The sequence below is a fragment of the Glaciihabitans sp. GrIS 2.15 genome, from assembly GCF_035984695.1.
In the GTDB taxonomy this organism is placed as follows: domain Bacteria; phylum Actinomycetota; class Actinomycetes; order Actinomycetales; family Microbacteriaceae; genus Lacisediminihabitans.
Genome location: NZ_JAXCHU010000015.1, coordinates 20,309 through 41,554, shown reverse-complemented (window position 1 = coordinate 41,554; position 21,246 = coordinate 20,309). Strand labels below are relative to the sequence as shown.

24 protein-coding genes and 1 pseudogene are annotated in these 21,246 nt (G+C 60.3%); 12 read left to right on the top strand and 13 right to left on the bottom strand.

Annotated features, from left to right (window positions below; all coding sequences use genetic code 11):
* Nucleotides 1–138: 138 nt before the first annotated feature.
* On the bottom strand, nt 139–1,116 hold the full coding sequence (locus RCH11_RS16440) for an aldo/keto reductase (protein ID WP_327058113.1): 978 nt from the start codon (nt 1,114–1,116) through the stop codon (nt 139–141).
* Between the two features lie 123 nt (nt 1,117–1,239).
* On the opposite strand from RCH11_RS16440, the pseudogene RCH11_RS16435 reads away from it, so the two are divergent.
* The 9 genes and pseudogenes from RCH11_RS16435 to RCH11_RS16395 all read left to right on the top strand — a co-directional run.
* Nucleotides 1,240–1,488: pseudogene (locus RCH11_RS16435) on the top strand (transposase); the annotation flags it as partial.
* Nucleotides 1,489–1,567: 79 nt separating this feature from the next.
* Entirely contained in the window at nt 1,568–1,780 is a 213-nt protein-coding gene (locus tag RCH11_RS16430) for a hypothetical protein (protein ID WP_327058105.1), read from the top strand.
* 706 nt (nt 1,781–2,486) lie between these two features.
* Nucleotides 2,487–2,819: a hypothetical protein gene (locus RCH11_RS16425; protein ID WP_327058104.1), complete on the top strand. Its 333-nt coding sequence runs from the start codon at nt 2,487–2,489 to the stop codon at nt 2,817–2,819.
* A gap of 187 nt (nt 2,820–3,006) precedes the next feature.
* Nucleotides 3,007–3,267, top strand: a complete 261-nt coding sequence (locus RCH11_RS16420) for a hypothetical protein (RefSeq protein ID WP_327058103.1) — start codon at nt 3,007–3,009, stop codon at nt 3,265–3,267.
* Nucleotides 3,268–3,890: 623 nt separating this feature from the next.
* Nucleotides 3,891–5,165: a Mu transposase domain-containing protein gene (locus tag RCH11_RS16415; RefSeq protein WP_327058102.1), complete on the top strand. Its 1,275-nt coding sequence runs from the start codon at nt 3,891–3,893 to the stop codon at nt 5,163–5,165.
* Nucleotides 5,162–5,935, top strand: coding sequence for an IS21-like element helper ATPase IstB (gene istB / locus RCH11_RS16410; RefSeq protein WP_327058101.1), 774 nt, complete (start codon nt 5,162–5,164; stop codon nt 5,933–5,935). The genes RCH11_RS16415 and istB overlap by 4 nt, the downstream gene beginning before the upstream one ends.
* A gap of 162 nt (nt 5,936–6,097) precedes the next feature.
* Nucleotides 6,098–7,198 (top strand): hypothetical protein, encoded by a 1,101-nt coding sequence (locus RCH11_RS16405; protein WP_327058100.1) that lies wholly within the window; start codon nt 6,098–6,100, stop codon nt 7,196–7,198.
* A 323-nt stretch (nt 7,199–7,521) separates the two neighbouring features.
* Complete coding sequence (locus RCH11_RS16400; RefSeq protein ID WP_327058099.1) at nt 7,522–8,025, top strand: GNAT family N-acetyltransferase; 504 nt, start codon at nt 7,522–7,524, stop codon at nt 8,023–8,025.
* Between the two features lie 106 nt (nt 8,026–8,131).
* Nucleotides 8,132–8,653, top strand: a complete 522-nt coding sequence (locus tag RCH11_RS16395) for a tetratricopeptide repeat protein (RefSeq protein WP_327058098.1) — start codon at nt 8,132–8,134, stop codon at nt 8,651–8,653.
* An 8-nt stretch (nt 8,654–8,661) separates the two neighbouring features.
* Here RCH11_RS16395 and RCH11_RS16390 read toward each other — a convergent pair whose 3' ends face one another.
* Nucleotides 8,662–9,183, bottom strand: a complete 522-nt coding sequence (locus RCH11_RS16390) for a GNAT family N-acetyltransferase (RefSeq protein ID WP_327058097.1) — start codon at nt 9,181–9,183, stop codon at nt 8,662–8,664.
* Between the two features lie 219 nt (nt 9,184–9,402).
* Between RCH11_RS16390 and srmL the strand changes: the two genes are divergently transcribed.
* Nucleotides 9,403–10,518 carry a PheS-related mystery ligase SrmL gene (gene srmL, locus RCH11_RS16385; protein ID WP_327058096.1) on the top strand — a complete coding sequence of 372 codons (1,116 nt, stop codon included), beginning with the start codon at nt 9,403–9,405 and terminating at the stop codon, nt 10,516–10,518.
* Between the two features lie 217 nt (nt 10,519–10,735).
* Here the strand turns inward: srmL and RCH11_RS16380 are convergent, their stop codons facing one another.
* From RCH11_RS16380 to RCH11_RS16365, 4 genes are all read right to left on the bottom strand, one after another.
* Nucleotides 10,736–11,986, bottom strand: coding sequence for an MFS transporter (locus RCH11_RS16380; protein ID WP_327058095.1), 1,251 nt, complete (start codon nt 11,984–11,986; stop codon nt 10,736–10,738).
* A 270-nt stretch (nt 11,987–12,256) separates the two neighbouring features.
* The gene (locus RCH11_RS16375; RefSeq protein ID WP_327058094.1) at nt 12,257–12,766 is read right to left on the bottom strand and encodes a GNAT family N-acetyltransferase; all 510 of its coding nucleotides are present in this window, start codon (nt 12,764–12,766) and stop codon (nt 12,257–12,259) included.
* 138 nt (nt 12,767–12,904) lie between these two features.
* Complete coding sequence (locus RCH11_RS16370) at nt 12,905–13,264, bottom strand: hypothetical protein (protein ID WP_327058093.1); 360 nt, start codon at nt 13,262–13,264, stop codon at nt 12,905–12,907.
* A gap of 7 nt (nt 13,265–13,271) precedes the next feature.
* Entirely contained in the window at nt 13,272–14,582 is a 1,311-nt protein-coding gene (locus tag RCH11_RS16365) for an amidohydrolase family protein (protein ID WP_327058092.1), read from the bottom strand.
* Between the two features lie 54 nt (nt 14,583–14,636).
* Between RCH11_RS16365 and RCH11_RS16360 the strand changes: the two genes are divergently transcribed.
* Nucleotides 14,637–15,437, top strand: coding sequence for a MerR family transcriptional regulator (locus tag RCH11_RS16360; RefSeq protein ID WP_327058091.1), 801 nt, complete (start codon nt 14,637–14,639; stop codon nt 15,435–15,437).
* Between the two features lie 67 nt (nt 15,438–15,504).
* Here the strand turns inward: RCH11_RS16360 and RCH11_RS16355 are convergent, their stop codons facing one another.
* The 3 genes from RCH11_RS16355 to RCH11_RS16345 all read right to left on the bottom strand — a co-directional run bounded on the left by RCH11_RS16355 (nt 15,505) and on the right by RCH11_RS16345 (nt 17,812).
* Nucleotides 15,505–15,837 carry an SdpI family protein gene (locus tag RCH11_RS16355; RefSeq protein WP_327058090.1) on the bottom strand — a complete coding sequence of 111 codons (333 nt, stop codon included), beginning with the start codon at nt 15,835–15,837 and terminating at the stop codon, nt 15,505–15,507.
* Nucleotides 15,838–16,157: 320 nt separating this feature from the next.
* Entirely contained in the window at nt 16,158–17,204 is a 1,047-nt protein-coding gene (locus RCH11_RS16350; RefSeq protein ID WP_327058089.1) for a CPBP family intramembrane glutamic endopeptidase, read from the bottom strand.
* Nucleotides 17,201–17,812, bottom strand: coding sequence for a DUF3887 domain-containing protein (locus tag RCH11_RS16345; protein ID WP_327058088.1), 612 nt, complete (start codon nt 17,810–17,812; stop codon nt 17,201–17,203). The genes RCH11_RS16350 and RCH11_RS16345 overlap by 4 nt, the downstream gene beginning before the upstream one ends.
* Before the next feature lie 85 nt (nt 17,813–17,897).
* On the opposite strand from RCH11_RS16345, the gene RCH11_RS16340 reads away from it, so the two are divergent.
* Nucleotides 17,898–18,248, top strand: coding sequence for a hypothetical protein (locus RCH11_RS16340; protein ID WP_327058087.1), 351 nt, complete (start codon nt 17,898–17,900; stop codon nt 18,246–18,248).
* 419 nt (nt 18,249–18,667) lie between these two features.
* Here RCH11_RS16340 and RCH11_RS16335 read toward each other — a convergent pair whose 3' ends face one another.
* The 4 genes from RCH11_RS16335 to RCH11_RS16320 form a co-directional block, all read right to left on the bottom strand.
* A complete protein-coding gene (locus RCH11_RS16335; RefSeq protein WP_327058112.1) occupies nt 18,668–19,147 on the bottom strand; it encodes a GNAT family N-acetyltransferase in 480 nt (159 codons plus the stop codon).
* A 228-nt stretch (nt 19,148–19,375) separates the two neighbouring features.
* The gene (locus RCH11_RS16330; RefSeq protein ID WP_327058086.1) at nt 19,376–19,639 is read right to left on the bottom strand and encodes a DUF1272 domain-containing protein; all 264 of its coding nucleotides are present in this window, start codon (nt 19,637–19,639) and stop codon (nt 19,376–19,378) included.
* A gap of 141 nt (nt 19,640–19,780) precedes the next feature.
* The gene (locus RCH11_RS16325; protein ID WP_327058085.1) at nt 19,781–20,470 is read right to left on the bottom strand and encodes a class I SAM-dependent DNA methyltransferase; all 690 of its coding nucleotides are present in this window, start codon (nt 20,468–20,470) and stop codon (nt 19,781–19,783) included.
* A gap of 13 nt (nt 20,471–20,483) precedes the next feature.
* On the bottom strand, nt 20,484–21,209 hold the full coding sequence (locus RCH11_RS16320) for an alpha/beta hydrolase (RefSeq protein ID WP_327058084.1): 726 nt from the start codon (nt 21,207–21,209) through the stop codon (nt 20,484–20,486).
* Nucleotides 21,210–21,246 lie beyond the last annotated feature (37 nt).

Below are 21,246 nucleotides of genomic sequence, written 5' to 3'. Positions count from 1 at the left end.
CGAGCTTTTGTCTGTCAGCTGCATGGAAGGGCAACTTGCCGCCGAGGATCACAGCGATCTCGCGATCTCGCGATCTCCTGTACCTTTTCCTGAGTCCCCGGCCGTTTATTCTGCAATGGCCCTTCGTGGCGGATTCCTTTAGAGGTTGAGGGGGCTCATGTCGGCGTAACGGTCGCCTGACGCGGTTGCGAGGCTATCCAGGGTTGCGAGTTGCGCTGTTGACAGGATCAGGGTATCGGAGGCGACGTTCTCCTCCAGGTAGTGGATTTGTTTTGTGCCGGGGATTGGTGCGATGTCGTCTCCTTGGGCCAGTAGCCAGGCGAGAGCGACTTGCCCGGGCTTGGCTCCCAGGTCCGCCGCTACAGCATCCACTTGCTCGACGATACGGATATTCGCCTCTAGGTTATCGCCCAGGAATCGTGGATTGGATTTACGGAAGTCGGAGTCTTCCAGCTGATTGAGGGAGCGGATGGTGCCGGTGAGGAATCCGCGGCCGAGTGGGGCGTAGGGTACGAAGCCGATACCGAGTTCGCGGACGACCGGGAGAATTTCGGCCTCGACATCCCGGGACCAGAGTGAGTACTCGGTTTGCAGTGCGGTGACCGGGTGCACAGCGTGAGCGCGACGAAGAGTAGTTGGGGCGGCTTCGGACAGACCGTAGCCGCGGATTTTCCCTTCTGCAATGAGTTCGGCCAGCGTGCCGACGGTGTCCTCGATCGGTGTGCCTGGATCCATGCGGTGTTGGTAGTACAGATCGATGTAGTCAGTGTCGAGTCGAGACAGCGAGCCGTCGACTGAGAGTCGAATGTTTTCTGCACTGCCATCTAGGCCGCGAGTACTGTCGCCGCGGTGCAGGATGGTGCCGAACTTGGTGGCGATCACTACTTTCTCGCGCCGACCGGCAAGGGCCTGCCCGAGCAACGATTCGTTCGTGTAAGGCCCGTATATTTCTGCGGTGTCAAAAAAAGTTACGCCAAGGTCGATTGCGCGATGGATTGTGGCGATTGCGCCGGCGTCGTCTCGGCCTGCGCCGCTGTAGAAAGCTGACATGCCCATGCAGCCAAGGCCAATGCGCGAAACCTCAAGTCCGTTGGTGCCGAGGGTGATGTGCTTCATCTGGTGGGTGTCCTCTCCGGATCGGGCCACCATCATCAAGTCGGTGGCGACCCTTCCGATAGTAGCCATGGGCGGGAAGAGGCAGCTGCGGGCGAAAGCGGAAGACAAAGATCCACGACTGGGTCTGTGGGCTTCTGCGACCCACACTCGCCCTGGCAACGCGGCAGCAACGAGAACACAAATGGGCTGCTGCGGCAATATTTTCCGAAGAACATCGACCTCTCCCTCCACGGACCCGGGATCCTCGACAATGTCGCCGCAGAACTCAACGCAAGGCCCCGGAAACGTCACGGCTACCGCACCCCCGCAGAAGTCCTGACCGAGATACTCTCGAACCAGTCAAATCAAGCCGGTGTTGCGACCACCACCTGAATTCGCCACGTTTTGGTTACGAGACAGGCCAACGCCGTAGATCACCCGCAAGCCGAACCTCAACCGCTACTCTCAGCGCATGGCACTAACGCACACACAAGCCCTTGTTACTGTCACCGTCCGAGGGAACGATCTTGGTCGAGCCAGCGAAAGCCTTCGGCAAGCGTTACTCCCATACTCGGATGCGCGAATCATCGCACTGACGCAGAAGACGAACTGGATGAGTTCGCTTTTGGGCACCACCGCGATTCTTGCCGCCATCGAATACACCCCCACGACGCCAGTAGCCTAAAGGCGTCGTAAGCGGTACCTTCAGTGGGATTTCAGACGGGTGCGGTCGCAATTCTCACCTGCCGCGGCGTTTGGCCCCGTGTGGTGCGCGCGTCGCGTGCCAGTTGCGTCCTCGATTTGTCCGGCTTCGGCGTGTGGCTACCGGCTGGCCTCCGCTCGTGATGCGGTTGGATTGGCCTATGACGAATACCCCGGATTTGTGGGCTTCACGGGTAGGCGATTTCGCGGCAACGCAGCTCCGATCGCGCAGACGGCAACAGGCTGCAGGGATCGGGTTTCTTCTGGGAACTCTCGTCGGCGTCGGCGTCGGGTGGTTGCAGTTTGTGCTCAACGCGCCAAGGGATCCCTCGATAGGGCTTCTGGGCGCAATCGGTATCGCCACGATGCTCTCTGGGTGCGTAGGTGTAGCAATGTTCGTCACCGCCGCAACAACTAGATCGGTGGCAGCTACGAACGCGTTCCTCACTCTGCGGCGAGGGTACGTCGGAGTTACAGCGATCGGGGTCAGCGATGCGATGCACTCTGTCGCAGGATTCGATATATGGCGCCTAGGACTTGAACCACGACCGCCAGGCGAAGACGGTGCGACTGCCATTCGTGCGTGGTCGCCGGACATCCGGCGACTTATCCTCCCCGGAGAAACAGCCCGGACATGGAGGCTGCGGGCCTTAGTCCCGACACTTTTGGGCCTTGCAATAATGACGGGCATGGCCACTCTCGGTGGGTTTGGAAACTTTCCTTCCGCCGGGGTATCGATTAGCGGCTGGGCAGTCGCCGCGCTGCAGATAGCGGCCGGCGCGGTGCTCGCGGGTGTGGCGTCACTGAAAGCGCGCGCGGAGTTCCAGAGCGGCTATGTCACGTCCTTAGCAAATCGACCACCCTTTGATGTGCAGTTAGCGTTGGATCTTGTCGATGGGAAGACCGGATATTTGCTTCGCCCTGCAGGAGCTGCGTCCCTGACACCAGCGATGTTCCGTGAACGACTGCGACAGATTCGCTCGACACACTCCGGAGAGAACCCCGCCCGCATCGGGGAGTAACCTCGGCAACCGAACCCCGCCGCTCACAATACTCAAGACGATGATGAGTTCACCACCGAACATGACCATGATCAAAGGAGGATGCCCGCAAGCTCAAGGTCGAACGGACAACGCTTCAGGGTTGCACGTGGGTCGACTCGGTTTGAGCCCGGCAGGCCAAGGGATCGCCCACCACTATGCTCACCACATGCAGCTGAACTGGCGAATCACCACAGTCCGGCACAAGGTGCTGTACATCGTTCTTGGGTCTGCGACGATAGCGCTGTTCTTTCTCGCACTGAGGACATGGCTACTGGACGGGCGATCCTGGCCCTACGCCGCGATCGGCGTCCTCATCAACCTCAGCTACACATTGCTCGCAGTCCGCACCTTCCGCGGCCACCTCGAACCGGCTGCACCACCCCGGCCGTGGTGGCGGTGGACGGGCAGACCACAGGCCGGATACTGACTGGGCTCCCTCAACCTGCTTGCGGGGTGTGGCGCCATTCGAGACTTCTGGCCGCACCGGGGGCTCACTCCTGACCTGCCTGCGGTCATCATGAACGTGCTGGTCTTCCTCATCATTTCGTTCGGGTATTTCAACTCCTCATTCAGGCTTCGGCGACACCCCGAGCTTTGGTCACAGAAGAAACGCGCGAAACCCCCCGTACCCGCAATCGGTCCATAGCCGAACGTCCAGCGGGACGGAATTGGAGCGAGTCCGAGTGTCGGCCGACGTCACCGGCTTCGTGTCACATGGGGACCCGAACAGGTTTCCTCCCGTACTGGCGTCAAAGAGTAAAAGCTTGCCACGCATGCAGGCGGATCGAGCTCACCGTCGACCTCGTCGCCTTTTCTCAATGAACGCCGCTGTTTTATGAGGGAAGAGGTGTTGGATGACCTGCTGGCACCTCTGACCAGTAGCCTCAGCATGTGGTCGCCCCCATCGAAGTCCCTGAAACTGTCGGTGAGCGGTGCGTCATCTTGGGCTCCGGATTCTCGCGCGCGATCAGCAACCACATGCTGTTAACGCCAACTCAAAATAGGGCCAAAAACGCCAACTGAAAACAGGGCCACCAACCACCATGGAAGGTGATCAAATTGGATGATTGGGCAGAAATACGCCACCTGTTTTCCACCGGCAAACACTCCAAACGCGCCATCGCGCAACTTGTGGGAGTTTCCCGGGGAACCGTCGATCGGGCTCTGGCTGAAGACCGGCAACCCGGCTATCAACGAGCAGCATCTGGCTCAAGCTTTGACGTGCATGCTGCTGGTGTGCGGGTGCTGTTGGCGGCAACGCCGACGATGCCCGCCGCGACGATTGCCGAGCGTGTGGGTTGGTCCGGATCGGAGTCGCTGTTCCGGGCCAAAGTCGCCGGCATCCGACCCGATTATGCGGTGCCAGACCCCGCCGACCGGCTTGTGCATCCGCCCGGTTTCCAAATCCAGTGCGACCTCTGGTTCCCGCACGAAGACCTCCCGCTGGGCGATGACCAGCGGGCTGCGCCGCCGGTGCTGGTGATGACATCGACCTGTTCCGGGTTTCTGCAGGCGCGGATGTTGCCGTCGCGGACAACACCGGATCTCCTCGGCGGAATGTGGTCCCTGATCGAGGAAGCGGGGGCGGTGCCAGCCCGATTGACGTGGGACAACGAGACCGGCATCGGTCGCGGACGTCTCACCGACCCTGCCGCCGCGTTCGCCGGAACGCTGGGCACCGAGATCAAACTGCTCAAAGCCCGCGATCCGGAATCGAAGGGCGGGGTCGAGCGGATGAACCGGTTCTTCCGCAGCCGGTTCATACCCGGCCGCGCCTTCGCGTCCCCGGATGATTTCAACGACCAGCTTCAGGCGTGGTTACCGGTCGCAAATGCCCGCCTATCACGCAGCCGCCGCGGCCGGCCCAACGAGCTGGTGGCCGCAGACCGGGCGATGATGCGGTCCCTGCCGCCGGTGGCCCCGGAGGTGATGTTCCGCAATAGCGTCCGTTTGCCGCGGGATTACTACGTCCGCGCGTTCAGCAACGACTACTCCGTCGATCCGACCATGATCGGTCGTCTCGCCGACGTGACCGCGAGCCTGGACACGGTGACCGTCCACCATGATGGGGTGCTGATCGCCGAGCACCGCAGAAGGTGGGCGAGGCAGCTGACGGTCACCGACCACACCCATGTGACCCGGGCAGCTGCGCTGCGGTCCCAGTTCCAGGCCCAACACCGGCGACGACCGCCGGTCACCGCGGTCGTCGAGCTGGCATCGCTGGCGCACTACGACGAGCTGTTCGGCGTCGATCCCGCACTCGACCGCGACACGGCCCTCCCATCGCTCGTCGCGGTGCCGACGGTGCTTGCGGTCGCGTCGTGACCGGGCCGACGACGGGTGAAGCGGCATCGCAGATCGAGTACTACGCCCGCGCCCTGCGCGCACCCCGCATCAGTGATGCGTTCCGTCGCCTCGGTGACCAGGCCCGCGACGCTGGCTGGTCGCATGAGGAATACCTTGCCGCGGTCTTGTCGAAAGAGGTCTCCGAACGGGAAGCCTCCGGCGCCAACCTGCGGATCAAAGCTGCCCGGTTCCCCGGATACAAGGCGCTCGAGGACTTCAACTTCGACCACCAACCTTCTGCCGACCGGAATTTGATCGCCCACCTGGGCACCAGCGTGTTCCTCACCGAAGGCAAAAATGTGGTCCTCCTCGGCCCACCCGGGACCGGGAAAACCCATCTCGCCGTCGGCATCGGGATCAAGGCGGCGAAGGCCGGCCACCGGGTCCTATTCGACACCGCGACCGGCTGGGTGGCACGACTCCAGGAAGCCCACTCCCGCGGGAAACTCCCCGCCGAACTGGCACGGTTACGCCGTTACAGCCTGCTGATCGTCGACGAGGTCGGCTACATCCCCTTCGACCAAGACGCCGCCAATCTGTTCTTCCAACTCGTCTCATCCCGCTACGAACACGCCTCACTGATCATGACCAGCAACCTGCCATTCGCCCGCTGGGGCGACGTCTTCGGAGACCTCACCATCGCCTCCGCGATGATCGACCGCATCGTCCACCACGCCGACGTCATCAACCTCAAAGGCACCAGCTACCGACTCAAAAACCACGGACCCACCTCGACTGAGGCACACTAGAACCACACAACAGTGGCCCTGTTTTCAGATGGCATTAGTGGCCCTGTTTTCAGTCGGCGTTAACACATGCCGACGATGGTGGAGCTCAGCGGCGAAGTTTTGAGCCAATTGTCGCTGAACCCTAATCGGCTTGACCCATTTTAGGGCGACCTTGAGCAATGGATGTCCTACCTTTCCGTGGATCAGCCGTGGCTCACACCTTCGCAGAACCGCACAAATCGGGCACTCTTCGCTGACGTCAGCGGCGCGGTCAACTCTTGCATTCTGAATGCGGAGGGGAAAGTCGTTCTCGAACCGATGCCGGACTGGCTACTGCGTCTTGCTTGGACCTGGTGCGACAGTGAAACGAATGTGTTCAGTTTCAACTACGACACGCTTGTCGAGAGGGCGGTCACGCAGCTTGGTCGGCTGGGGACATGGGGCGATCTCTACGCAACCTCACTATCCTCGCGCAGCACTCCTGGCGACGGTGGGGCCATGTTCTCAGTTTTCTCCCCTCTTGCGCCTCTGCTTCGAATGTTTAAGCTTCACGGGTCGACAAGTTGGGCGTTCAGCGGGTTGGATTCCTCTCCGAGTGACCGAATCGTGCTTACCGCGGATCGACTCACCTGGCACGGTCGCAAGGATCCCGAGGACCCTGTTCCACCCCGATACATGTCACGGTTCGACGATGTAGTGCCACTGATCATCCCTCCGACTCTTACGAAAGGGCCGTACTACTCCAATCTCGCACTGAAGGCGCAATGGCGAAGAGCAGCAACTTATCTGGCTTCAGCTTCGACGTTGGCCGTCGTCGGCTACTCATTTCCCAACGCGGACCTCGTTGCTCGGCAATGGGTCTCCACGAGCTTCAGCGGTAAGCGGATGGACATCGTTGACAGGAGTCTGGAACGTCCTGATCAAATTCGTGCCGGCCTCCCTGGCGCCCTGGCTGGGATCGACAACACGGGGGTCAGTGCGGTTGAGGAGTATGTGGATCGAATATGCGGCCCACTCGTGCGCTGGCAGATTTGGAGCGCCGGAGATGAGTTCGGCGCGCGCGTGAAGCTGATTGTGAATGGCAACGATTTGGTTGCGCACATTGCCCCGGCGGACATGCCCTGGGGCAATGAACCCGACGAAGCCCAACGATGGGTGCATGAGCGAATAGAGCGCAACGCCCCTGGGGCAATCAACGGGGCACGGTCAGAGTCCGGTCGACCGGGCTCCCTTGAATCGCGATTTGTAGTCCTCCCGCCCGGCGCAACCGTTGATATCTCCTGATCAGGCTGAGATCTGCCCACCCTGCGATGATTCGATAGTGATCTTCATTCAATTCGCCGACACCCACAAGATGAAACTGTCGTCGTTGCAGACGTCTCAGGTTCAAGACTTGTGCGCCGACTGAACCAATCGAGCCGGCCAGGCATCGCGCCGATTGTCTTCGGACATGTAGCCCGCAAACCGGATGCCCAGCGGGACGAAATTGGAGCGATTCCGAGAGCCGGCCGACGTCACCAGATTTTTTTCAGATGGGAACGCTCTGCGGTACACGTTCGCCGCGAGAACGATCCGTCGGGGAACTGAGCGTTTGGGATACTCGATGGATGGTCGAAGTCACTCTCACCCTGTTCACTGGCTCGGCCGCACTCCGGCGCGCTACGCGAAACGACTTGCCGGCAATTCTGGGGCTTCTCGCCGATGATCCGATCAGTGCGTCCCGCGGCGACGCCGATCGAGCGGAGGACCGTCCCGCGTACGAGCGCGCCTTCGCCGCAATCGATAAAGATCCAGCCCAACAGCTGCTTGTGGCGACGTCGACCGAAGGCGAAGTGATTGGCACGATGCAACTCACGGTCATTCCAGGACTTGCCCGGGTCGGGTCCTCCCGATTACAGATCGAGGCTGTCCGAGTTCGCGCCGACCACAGGAGCCGAGGCATTGGCGGAGCAATGATCCGTTGGGCTGTGGACAACGCCCCGTCTTATGGTGCCCAACTCGTTCAACTCACCTCCGACGCCGCACGCGTCGACGCACACCGGTTCTATGAACGACTTGGCTTCACAGCGTCGCACGTCGGATTCAAATACCCGGTACCGGAGATCCGCTGACACAAAGCTCAAGTCCGAGCCACCAACAGCAAAATGAGTCAAGTCCGGCAGTTAGCCTGAGCACGCCCGTCTGCGCGGCCGGCACGAGTCTAGGAGTCACTCACCAATGAGTACCGAACTGCACATCGAGTTGGACCGCATCTTCGCGGCTCGCAACCGAGACAATATGGGCCCAACGATTGCCGCCCTTCTCCATGTCTATGAGCGGCACCCGCTCGACCCCCGAGTTCTCTACGAAGTGGGCGGCGCGTACGACACCGCGGGCGAGGAGACGACCGCCCTGGGGTTCTACGAGCGAGCGATGACCGAGGGGCTCGAAGGGGATGTGCGTCGCCGGTGCTACCTCCAATACGGGAGCACCCTCCGCAACCTTGGTCGCCTAGACGAGTCGCTGACAGTGTTCGCGCAAGCGCGCAGGGAGTTCCCGGACTCGGTCGCCCTCGGCGCATTCGAATCTTTGAGCCTGCATGCGGCCGGCCAGGTCAACACCGCTCTCGGCAGCCTTCTCTCTCTGCTTGCCGACAATGTGCATTCGGAAGAGATTGAACGGTACAAGCCCGCACTGCGGGGCAACGTCGAGTACCTGACATCGCTCGACTCTTCGGCCAATTCCGAAAGCGCCCGATAGCCGAACCTTTATTGGGGCAGCTCATCAGTCAGGTCGAAGTTCATTTGAATACGCCGGCCGTACCCAAGTCCTCGCTGTTGCTCTGCAGCCAGTAGATCTCGAAGAAAATCAGAATCGGGATCACGCTCGATAAAACCACAGCTCGAGTAGAAGGGGACGTTCCATGGAACGTCCGCGAATGTTCGCAGGGTGACCCGTTTGCATCCGCGCTCTCTCGATTCGCTCTTGATTGCCTCGACGAGAGCACGCCCATGTCCGCGATGCGCTGCCGACGGCTTGACCGACAGCTGCTCGAGATGACTGCTGCCAGAGACTTCAAGGACGTGGGCAAACCCGATCGGGTCCGATCCCGGACTGTCGCTGGCTACGAGGATGAAGCCACTCTGCTGTGAGGGCTCCGCATAAGAAGGAGCAGGCCGCCAGCCGACTATCGAGAACACGGTCGCGAACAGCGCGTCGGCTTCATTCTCGATCGCTTCAAGAAACTCCAGATCGTCGGCCGTCGCTTGTCGAATAAAAGCCTTCACCATGAATCCGAGAGTAGCGTGACGAAGATTGCCGTAATGGGGACGGTAACCACGACGTCGGGTGCTGCTGCCTTATGCTGCCGGTATGCGCATTGTGCTGCGATTTATCAGCCCTCGACCGAATACCGGTCGCCAGGGCTTAGTCGCACGCGCCTAGGTACCACGCGTCGGATTGGGTCGAGGGATTCCGCATCTCTCCCCACTTCGACAAAGGACCTACCCATGACCTCATACATCACGCCTGCAGAGCTCGGCGACAATCTCACCCTTCGCGACCTGAGCGACCCGAACCAAGGCGCTCACGCCATGCAAATTATTTTGGCCAACGTCATCACCGATCTCACCTCCGCCTGGAGCATCCCGCACGAAACCCTGCGACATAGCCCCTTAGTCGCGGTTGAAGACAACTACGACAGGCTCGGCTTCGATCCGAACGCAGTCACTCGCGACCAGCGATACTCCCGCTATATAAGCCCAACGGTGATGCTCCGAAGCCATACCTCTGCATCAGTACCATGGCTGCTTTCCAGTCTCGCCGGACAGGCGAATGTTGATCAGTTCGTCGCGATGCCCGGGCTGGTGTATCGACGGGATGCCATCGACCGCACCCACGTTGGAGCACCCCACCAGGTAGATCTGTGGCGAATCTGCTCACAACCCGGCCTTGACGAAAACGATCTCGAAAAAATGATCGCAACAATAGTCAATTCCGTGCTGCCCGAAACGATTTGGAGAACAATTCCAGCCACCCACCCTTACACGACAATGGGCCGGCAGATCGATGTCCTGATCAACGACGAATGGCTCGAGCTCGCCGAATGCGGACTGATCGCCCCACACCTATTCGACAGAGCCGGCCTGGACTCCGCCCAATGGTGCGGACTGGCGTTAGGGATGGGCCTCGACCGTGCGCTGATGCTCCGCAAAGGCCTTGACGACATACGGCTGTTACGGGCAACGGATCCAAGAATCGCCTCGCAGATGTTAGACCTCACGCCGTGGATGCCTGTGTCCGTGATGCCCCTAATCCGGCGGGATCTTTCCATCGTCATTGATGAGAACACAGACGAGGAAACTCTCGGCGATACCATCCGGACAGCTTTGGGGGCCCGCGTTGACGACCTCGAGTCAGTCGAAGTCCTCAACGTGACTTCGTATGTAGATTTGCCAGAGCAGGCGAGAGATCGTCTCGCGCTCAGCCCACACCAGATCAACGCGCTAGTAAGAATTACTCTTCGTCCCTTGTCGACCACACTCACCGACAGCGAGGCAAACGAGATACGCAATACCGTCTACCTCGCCCTGCACGAAGGTTCCACTTTGGAACTAATCAGCTAGCAAAGTCCGGCTTGCAGGCACAGCGCCGGGGTTTCAAGCCCGCGAGCCGGACGATCAACGGACGCGATTTCGTGCACTCGCGAAAGCACTCCTGAGAGCACTTTTCGATCGATTCGCTGCCCGTAAGCGGAAGGTGGATCCCGCCGTCGCAAACGCCGTGGGGTAACAGGCGCAGGTCACAGGGCGCAGAGCGCAGGGTGCAGGGTGCTGGATGGGGTTACTTGAGCTCAGCGGTTGTTGCTTGCGACTCATCTGCGTTCGGCAGGATGCTCGTGCGAAGCCCCCTCACGCTGGGGTGTGCGGTGACGCCGACGAGCGTCGCGGCTGTGACACCGGCAGCAACCAGCAACACGACCGCGGGCCCGAACACTGCAGCAATCGGGGCGACTATCGCAAGTCCAATTGGTCGAAGCGCTGTCGAACCCATCCAGTCGAACGATGAGACCCGGGCAATCAGATGGGCAGGAACGTTGTCTTGCAGTGCCGTGAACCACAACGTGTTCGGGATGCTGAATCCGAGGCCGAATAATACAGCGCACGCGATAAGGACGGGCAGCGGTGCGTTGAGGGCGAGGGCCACGAGCAGGGCCATGCAGCCCAGACTGAAGCTATTGGCCACGAGGAGCGGATGTTTCGGCCTGATCCGCAGGGAGATCGCATCTCCCACCAACGCGCCAACACCGGTTACTGCGGCGATGACAGCCCACGTTGTCGCCCCTTGGTAGTGACTTTGCGCGATGACGGGGCCTAGCACGCTGTATGTTCCGAGCACAAAGAGTTGGAAGATCGAAAATTCCAGGATCATCAGTCCGATCCACCGAGTTGCGATGATCGCACGGAACCCTTCCGCGATCTCCCGCACGATGCCGATACGTTCCTTGAGCACACGTGGCGGTACGACCACTTGGGCCAGGAATATTGCGCTGATACCGAAAGAGATCGCATCCGCCCCGACTGCCCAAGCATTGCCGACGAGGGCGATGAGTATGGCGGCGATCACCGGGCCTGCGATGGCGGAGATGTTACTCGTCGCCGACAGTAACCCGTTCGCACTTTGCCGCTCGGCGGCGGGAACAGCCTCCTGCACCAGTCCCGTGGATGCGGGCCGGAAGAAAGCACTCGCCGCACCATTTCCCGCCTGCAGCAGGACCATCGCCCACAGCGCCGGGGAATGCTGCGTCAGGATCAGCGCAAACGCACCCTGAGTGCATAACCGCACCAAATCGCTGGTAACCATGAGGCTCTTACGCGGCAATCGGTCAGCCCACGCGCCACCCAGCAACACAAAAACGACCAGCGGAACAGTTCGACCGGCGAGCACCAACCCGAGCGCGGTAGCGGAATGGGTTGTCGCCAGCACAGCGAACGCGACAGCGATCGGCGCAATCTGGTCACCAAGGGTGCTTACCGACTGCGCGAGAAAGATCCGCCGAAACTGTGGCTCACGCAGCAGAGTAAGAGCAGACATTGCCTCGACTCTAAGGGGTCAGAGTCATCATGCAGAACAAATACCCCCGCCGACGCGAGTCAGGCCACCGCAGTCGCCTCTCGGTCAGAACTGAAGTCACCTGTTTCGTGCCCTGGATCAGCGCACAACCGCAATCGACTGCACACCCCACCAGCGGTGGTCACCCAAGCTATCGATGCAGCCCGCAGGCGGGAGGTCCTACGGGAACCTCGAACGCGACATGAGTCGGGCGAGCGTCGCGAACGACCTCCAAGGCGTGCGCGTTAAATGTTAGAGCTGCTTGACCATTTCTAGTTCGCTCTTGCTGGGGTCGAGGTTGTACGGGGCCGTCTGGCCCGTGGCCACGAAGCCTCGGTGTTCGTAGGCCTTCCATGCGCGAGCGTTGTCTTCGTGTACATGAAGGGTCAACCGGCTGCTCTCGGTGCGGGCCCATTCTTCTACTGTCGCCAATAGCGCATCGGTCAGACCCATCTGGCTGCCACGAAACTCCGGAGCTACATACACGCCCACGAGAAGTGGTCCCGTGTCGGGATCGGGCACGAATCCAGCCATCGTTCCAATCCAGAGTCCAGAGTCGGCTATCCCCACGATCGCGATGCCGTGTTCGCCGGTGCCGCGGTTCCCGCGCATTCTCCACTCGGCCTCGTCATGGCCGAGTGCTTCCTCGAGTGTTTCGGCGTAAGCCGTCGGGGTATCGCGGATCATCTCTACGCGCAGATCATGGATCTGACGCCAGTCGGACTCAACCGTTCGTCGGATCGAAAACGCATGTGTGCTCACCACCGAGAGCCTATCTCGCGGGGTTGAGGCGCCCGCACGCCCGATAAATGCGGAATGGTTAGCCGGTATGGCCGCAAGCCGAACCCCCTACAGGACGGGGTTGCGGCGGACCACGATCAGCAACCCGAAATCGAATCGTTAGCGTCGCTGGAGGCAGTCATCGGTCGGTGTCTCCAACGTGAAGCGAGTTCCGTATCCGCCTGCGTAGCCGTAGTCGATGCTCTGAACGGTCACGTGGCCAGGACTTGCCTCGACAATTCGAACGGCGATCGGTTCGGGGTGCGAGTCGATGGTCAGCTCCCACCGGTCCGCTAGATAGCTCAAACCTGTGGATTCGAGAACTTCGACCGCCTCCGACACCTGACATGGGTCGGCAAGGTGATAGCCGAAGACTGTAGTTGGGACTACATGAGTTCCGTCGTCGGCTGTGGGCGCGAGGTAGCCGAGGAGTTCGTTGTCGGCGTCTCTGTGGACCGCGGTCCAGGTTGGAGGAATCATTGTTCACTCATTCGGTCGAGGGAGTGTGACGGGTGCCGCTGGCAGGGAATTCTGGCCAGAGTTGGATAATGGCCGTCATAATTTTCGCGGTTGTTGCGTGAAGTGAGGCGATGCTTGACGCTTCGTCATCGCTTAAGACATAGCCGTGTAGGTCGACTGGGTGTCCTCGAACCCACACGTGACGGATGTTTTGTGTGTCGGTGATTCGTACTGTTGGGTCACCGGTGACAAGGAGAAGATCTGCACGTTGGCCCACGGCGATCGTGCCGCGGTCGTGAAGGTTGAATGCCTCTGCTGTCGAGCCCGTTGCTGCGGTGAGTGCTGCGGTGGGTGTGAGCCCGGCCGAGACAAGATGCTGTAGCTCTCGGTGCATGCTGGCGCCGTGGATGATTCCCGGATTCGGGGCGTCGGTTCCGGCAAGGAGTGATACGCCGACGGCCCGGAGGTTGCGAACATTCACCGCGATTATGGAGAAGTCCGGCAATGGGTCGGGGAGCCATCGTTGACTTTGCTGCTCGATAACTTTCGTCCAGGCTGCCCCGAGCCTCCGTGCGAGTTCGGGGTGCCCCAGGATCGGCAACTTCCGGTTCGCGCCAGGGAACCCGTCAGCGATTGACATTGTTGTGATCACCTTCACGCCGCTACGGGCGATCTCGGAAAGCTGCACTGGAGCAATCTCGTCGAAGGGAGCATGAGCAAGGACATCGACGCCGCAGCGGACAACGTCGATCGCTGCCTTCGAAGTGGTCGCATGTGCCACCACGATGAGATTCGCCTCGTGAGCCGCGCGAACCAGAGACCGAATCGTGTCCAAGTTCAAAGCCGGCGTCGCGTGGGGGCTCGTTGATCCATCTTCGTAGAGCACCTTGATGTGTGTGGCACCTTCAGAAACCCGTTCCGCTACAAACTGGTCTGCGCCGCTCGGTCCTTCGAGATAGGGGAACGGAGAGTAGGCCATAGTGGGGTGGCCCCCGGGCGCTGTTGCTCCGATGCTGGAAGTCCGAAAGTCGGCGTATCCCGGCTGTGCACGAAAGGTTGCCTCCGATGCCGTGAGGTCAGGCTTGCTGAACTGATCGATGAGCGTCGTGACCCCGAACGTCGCCGCTTGACGAAGCGAACCGGGGAGCAAGTGCACGTGCGCATCAATGAGTCCGGGCAGAATCGTGCCGCCCCGAGCATCGATGACGCCAGGATCCGACTCTCTCATTCCCAGGGATCCAACCTCGGCGATGTGCCCGTTTTCGACCCTGATCGTCCTTGCCGGGATGGATCTGCGTCCGTCGAAGATCTTGGCGTTCATTACGGAAAAGCTGTTCATCTGATCACCATAGAAGTTGACACTGTGTCAAGGTCAAGTCCATAAACTGTTGGCATGTCACTTTCCATCAGCCAGGTTGCCAATCTCGCCGGGATTAGCGCACGGATGCTGCGCCATTACGACAAACTTGGCCTGCTGCACCCGAGCAGGGTCAGCGTTAACGGATATCGCTGGTACGAACGCGAGCAACTTTTCCGACTCCAACGCATCCTCTTGCTGAGGGATTACGGGCTGTCATTGCCAGCGATCAAAGACATTCTGTCGCGGAACGATGCAGCAGAGGAACATGAGGCTCTCACCGCGCATCGGGCACTTGTCGCAGAAGAGCGCGACCGCCTAACGGATCTGCTTTCCACTCTAGATCGCACCCTGAAAGAGATGGCCGGCGGCAGCCAGATCGGTGAACAGAACTTCTTTGAAGGCCTACGGACAACGCGAGGAGCCCTTCGGAAGGACCTCCTCGAACGGTTCGGTCCACAAATTGACTCCGCGTTTACTTCCCACGAGACAATCACCGCCGAATGGGATGAACGAGACTACGAAGCAGCCGCCCAAAGAGGCAAAGCCCTGTACGAAGAGCTGACTGACACGATGAGGCAAGGGTATGCACCTCAATCATCAGAAGCTGCCTCTCTGGTCCAAAGCCACTATGACCTCATCAGCGAGACCTGGACTCCGGGAAAAGAGGCCTACGCAGGCCTCGCGGACCTGTACCTCGAGCCGGGGTTTCAGCGCGACCTTGTGGCTGACATCGATCCGAACTTGCCGGAATGGCTAGCTGCTGCCATGAAAGATTTCGCTGAGAAGGCTCTCTCAACCAAGAGACAAGCTTCTTCCGAAGGTTCGTCCCGATAGACGAACCCCTTACGCACGAGTGAATCTCGCCAGATCACTAGATCTGGCGGCCTGCTCACATCTTGTTTCAGCGCGTTGCTGCTCTCGCTCCTCGCCACGCAGCCACGACAGACCATCCCAGGAAAAGAAACAAGAGCACGATGCAAGCAGTCATGGCTCCCGGGGTGAACTGGGCTGCCCCTGCAGCGATCGCTACGACAACGAAGCCAATCCATGACGGCACCAAAGCGGCCCGATGACCTGCAACCCACGCAGCGTCACTGGCCATCGTTGGCGGAATCCTGAGTCCAATGAAGCCATTTCGGCGGATCCTTCCCGACGCGGCCAGCTGCGTCACGACGACGACGACGAGCATTGCGGCAGCAATCGTGTAGCCGGCAAAATTTGCTTGGTAAGTCATGCCTCAGGGTATCGACACCGCACAACTTGAGCCAATGTTGCATAACCAAGAGGTAGTCACCGTGCAGGGCAGCCAGACGGATACGCAACGCACCCTCAATATGGAAACAAGTCCCGGCCTGCAAGCGGAACGACCACCGGGCGGCATTTCCGACCATCGCGAGACCACGCCCGAACCCACTTTTCACCCGGATCGCCCGCCAGTAAGCGGAACGTCTTATACATCTGTGTGGAGGCTCCTGGATAGCTCAGCGAGGTCCACCGGCTGCGGGTTACTGCCGTGTTGGTGTACCGCTGTGAACGTCCGCGCCCGGTTGTCGGTTACCCAGGCTGACTGCTGGTGGTCTGGCGAAGAACGGCGGCCCGTGGTGGGCGGCGTTGCAGGCGCGGTTGCACTGAGAATTGTCTGTTTGCCAGCAGCACGATGATGACGCCGGCCATCACAATCCACGTAGCCCAACCCAACGGGCCGGTGGCTACCGGATTGGCGCTGGTGTTGGCGGCGATTACCAGCGCGAGGAATCCTGCGGTGGCGTTGAAGGCCCCGTGTGCGAAGACCGACGGCCACACGGATGCGGTGCGTAGCCGCAGCCAGCCCAGCAGCACCCCGTAAAGGATGCAGCCTCCCATCATCATTGCGACACCGAACAGGTTGGGTTGGTTGAAGTTGTAGCCGAGCAGGATGATCGGGCTGTGCCAGAACCCCCAGACAGCACCAGAGATCAGCAGGGCCGGGCATGTTCCCAATGGTCGCAGGCTAGGCAGGAGGTAGCCACGCCAGCCGAGCTCTTCTCCGATGGTCACAAACCCGTTAATCAGTGCGGCGAACGGAATCAACAACAGTTGAACTAACACGATCAGTCCGGTCGGCAGAGGCCCGACCTTAACGCCTGCGTGTGTTATCGCGGCCTGCAGGGTGGCGGCAAACCCGGAAAAGTGGGCCAGATCCAGATGGACAAGCCCGAACGCGGCGGCCAGGAACACACCCGCGATGACTATCAGTGCGCTCCCGAAGATGGCGAAGACGCACATCCAGATGGTGCGTTTGAGCGGCCGGAGCGGCCAGATGCCCAGGTAGGCGGGAAGTGGCCGCGGTCGCGGCTTCTGCACGAAGAAGACGACCATCAGTACAGATACCAGAGGTGTAAACATCATCACCGGCAGCAGCAGCCCGGTCAGCGGACTGCGTAGTCCGGTGCCACCCAACCACAACGGCAGCGCAACCAGCCATGCCAGCGCACAAGCGAGGATCACGAACATGATCACGCCACGCCATGGCACGACGGCAAGGGTAGGCAGCGCTGGCGGATCGGCCTCGATCGCAACCGGATGGCCTTGCGTGTGGTTGGGCTGTCCATATTGACTCATCGGGATTCGCCTTGAGGCAGGATGTACAACCCTGCGATCGTGTGGTCGTCGCGGAAAGAGATACGCGCGGTGAATTCGCCGGCTTCGAACACGAGCGGCGTGTTCGTGATCGTGATATCGGCCGCACGTGCGGCCTTAGTCTCACCTCGCCTTTGGAAGGCACCGGCCATTCCGATAATTTGCGCCCAGGCCGCTGCCAGACCCTCGCCGGTCAGGCCGTCACGCATCTGCGCATCGAACCGATCAGTGACCTCCTCCCAGGCCCCGCGGGAAAGAGCATCGACGACGGCCTCAGCCAATGTGATGGCTTCAGGTGACGGTGTGGTGTCCATTGTTTCTCCTGTTCTAGGGTCGATCGGTTTGCCGAATCGTTGAAAGGCTGCCTGGCGTGAGACACCCAGAACATCGCCGATCTCTTGCCAAGTACAACCGGCGTCGCGCGCCTTTTCCGCGGCTGCGGCAACCAATAGGGCGGCCTGCGCTTGCACCTCAATCGAAGCCCGCAGTGGGCCCAACGGCATCGCCTCACTGCTCAAGACGGGTGCTGCAAGAATCGCGCCGATTTCGCGGTGAAGACGGGCCGCAGCCGCGGAGAAAGCATCAGACATACGTAAATTATAAATTGACAAATCATATTAATGTCAAGTAGACCAATAACAAGGGTCCCCCATAGGAGTGAAAGAGGATGTTGAAGTGGCTGATTTGACGGTGCAAGGCGACGAGCTGGTTCTCTCACTCAATGAGATGGAGAAGCTCGAGGCCGTTCATGCCCGCGATATCCGGGTACCGGTCGCATCCGTTCGGAGTGTTGAGGTGGTAGATGATGCCTTGGATGTGGTGCACGGCATCCGCACCGGCACCGGAATTCCTGGAGTTCTCGTTGTGGGGACCATCCGGCATGAAAGCAAGAAAGCATTCGTCGTCGTTCACCACGGCCATTCACGCGGCGTCTTGGTCCGCCTGGACGGCGCAGATTACGACGAGCTGGTAGTCGGTTGCGACAACCCCGAAACGCTCGCCGCCAGTCTCGCGGTGTCCCGTTGAGATGACACTGCCCAAGCGCTCCGCACTCCTCCTGCCTTTGGCACTCGGCACCCACGTGATCATCACTGCCTTAACCTGGCGCGACCTTCGCCAACGGCCAGTCACGCAGGTACGAGGAAACAAACGCGTGTGGCGTGTCGCCAGCGCGCTGAACACTGCCGGCTCACTGACGTACCTGCTCATCGGACGACGTCACTGATCGCGTCCCACTTCCAGCGGCTATGGCGCGATGGCGTCACCGCTTTCGCGGCGTGATCGCGTGGGCGGACACAATCGTGGCCAGAGCCCCGCCAGAAATCCCGCAGGCCCGCGTGCAAGCGGAACGACCAGCGGGCGGGTTTCTGCGCCATCGCGAGAGTGGGCTCGAAACCGGATTTCGACCAAAGAGGGGTGCCCGCAGGGGTACCTTTGGTCGACTCTCACCGAATCATTCTGATTTCGGGAACACCGCCGAAGTTCTCGTCTACTTTGTTCATTCCGTCGGGCGAAAAACCATTCCGAGCATAAAACGCGTGTGCCCTCGGATTGTCGTCCAATACCCACAGGGACGCCTGTCGGCCGCTGAGAGCAACATCGAGGAGATCCTGGCCAAGCCCTGAACCGTGGTGAGAGGCGAGCAAGTAGATGCTGCCCAGCTCCAGATCCCTACACGGCGATTCTTCACGCGGAGAACTTGTGGAGGCGAAACCTACGATGCGCCCTTCCCACTCGGCCACCCACAACTCGCCGAGGTCCTCGTTCAGAAACCGGGTCCACATCTTGGCCCGTGAACTGGCGGGAAAGCTCTCGATCACTCCGCCAGGAAACTTGCCCGAGTAGGTCTCGACGTGAGCCTCGTAGTGGACACGACCTACGTCTTCCACATCATCCAGAGAGGCTCTTTTCACAGTAGCGACCATGGTCACAGACTAACCACCGGGCAGGAGCAAGGCCGGTCGCAACGACACCCCACCGACCGAAATGCACATGCTGCCGGCAAGCCGGACGATCAGCGGGCTACTTTTTCCGCTATCACTGCGGCCCGCCGGAGACCACTTTTCGACCCGATCGGCCGCCCGTAAGGGGAACCTCGAATGGGACACGGCTGGCCCGCACACCATCTAGTACGTTCGCGGTGAGAAGGCGACTCACACAGAGGCGTGGGCTGTCATACGTTCCACGCAGTGGGTTGCTGTGACCTTGGTCGTCGACGCAGGATTCCTAATGAGAGCTTGTGCCGGACGCACGGGTCGGCGTTCAAGGTTTCCACCATAATTAGGGCAAGCCCGGCCAGGAAACGTATCCACGCAATCGGCACACCAGGTGCATTCAAAGGTGCAGATCCATACGTCGTCCGCGTCGACGGCGAGATCTCGATCACAACATTCGCAGCTAGGGCGTATTTGAAGCATGACCGAGTATGACAGGCCGCAATGGCCCAGCTGCGACGGTGTTGCGGCGTCCGCTTCGACCCGCACGGTACCCCAATGTGGGCGCGGATCAAATGGGAAGGTAGCATCCTTGTCCTGTTCGCGGAACGGTGACTGCGACAGTTACTGGCGTCGCGCGAGTACAAAACCCTGAGCATGTCGCTCCGACGTGCGCGGCGTACGATCCAGCTTCGCGATGAGGTCGAAACCACCGTTGGTGAGAGTCGCGATGACGTCGTCGGTTCGGTGCAGGAATGCCCGCAGCTCGACGTCGTGTCCGTACGGCCTGTTCAACTGGCGTTCTCCGGCACCGACCTGGTAGCCAAACAGCACTAGCCCCTCAGATCGGAGAATTCGAGCGAATTCAGCAACGATCTCGGCGAGCTGATCCGGCTCGGTGTGAATGATCGAATACCAGGCAAGAATGCCGTCGAACTCACCTTCCGGAAATCGAGTATCCGAAAGATCTGTCTGGCGGAATTTGGCGGTCGGGTGCGCAGACTGCGCGAGCGCGATCATCTCCGCTGACAGATCGATGCCGACTACATCAAGTGACGGGGATTGCGACTGGAGGTAGGTCACCATCCGGCCGGCCCCGCATCCAGCGTCCAAGACCTTCGAAGCAGGACGCTTGGCAACCTCGCTTACGAATTCATTGACCATCGCTAGGTCAAGCGGCGCCTCGAAGCCTGTGTCGGGAATTATCGTCGCATAGTCAGAAGCCACCGCATCGTATGCCGATCGAGTTTGCTCGCGCAGTTCTTCGTTCACGGAGACGACCATATCGAACACGCCCCCACGCGGACCGTTCATTGGGACGAGAGGCCTACGAACCTTTCTGTACTCGCAGAATCGCCCCGAAGTCGCGGAATATTCGGTCGCCTTCGAACTTCGCCGTCGGTGACACGAGGTCAAGATTCACAAAGCCGTGCACCATACCGTCGAGATGCCTGTGCTCAGCTAGAGCGCCTCCGACACGCAAAACCTCAACTAGTTCGAAACCCTCATCTCTCAAAGGATCGTGTTCACTCGTGACCAGAAGGGTCGGCGGCATACCGACAGCGCTATGGACAACCGGACTGAACTCCGCAAGTTGTGAAGCTGTCGCCCCCGGTAGCCATTGCGCCACGAACCAGTGAAGAGCAACGGCACTCAATCCCCAGCCGCGCCCCTTACTTTGAACGCTCGGACTGCTCAAGGTCAGATCGGCATTCGGGTTGAGTAACAGTTGGCCAGCAAGCGTGAGCCCCTTGTCGACCATTCGACGCGCGGCGAGAAAACCGATGAGGCCGCCGGCACTGTCCCCAGCGAGACCTATTTGTGCCCCCGCGTGATGCTCAATCAACCAGTCGAGCGCCGCTTCGACGTCATCAACGGCTGCGGGGGCCGGAGACTCAGGGGCGCATCTGTAATCAACGGCGAAAACATTGATCTCCCCCTCAACGGCAAGACGTCTGCACGCGCGATCATGCGACTTGAGGTCCCCAAAAACGAACCCACCGCCGTGAACATAAACGACAAATGGTGCGCCGACTATCCCGATGGAATACAACCGGCCCGGGCACTGTAGGGCTGTTCCGACGACGAGA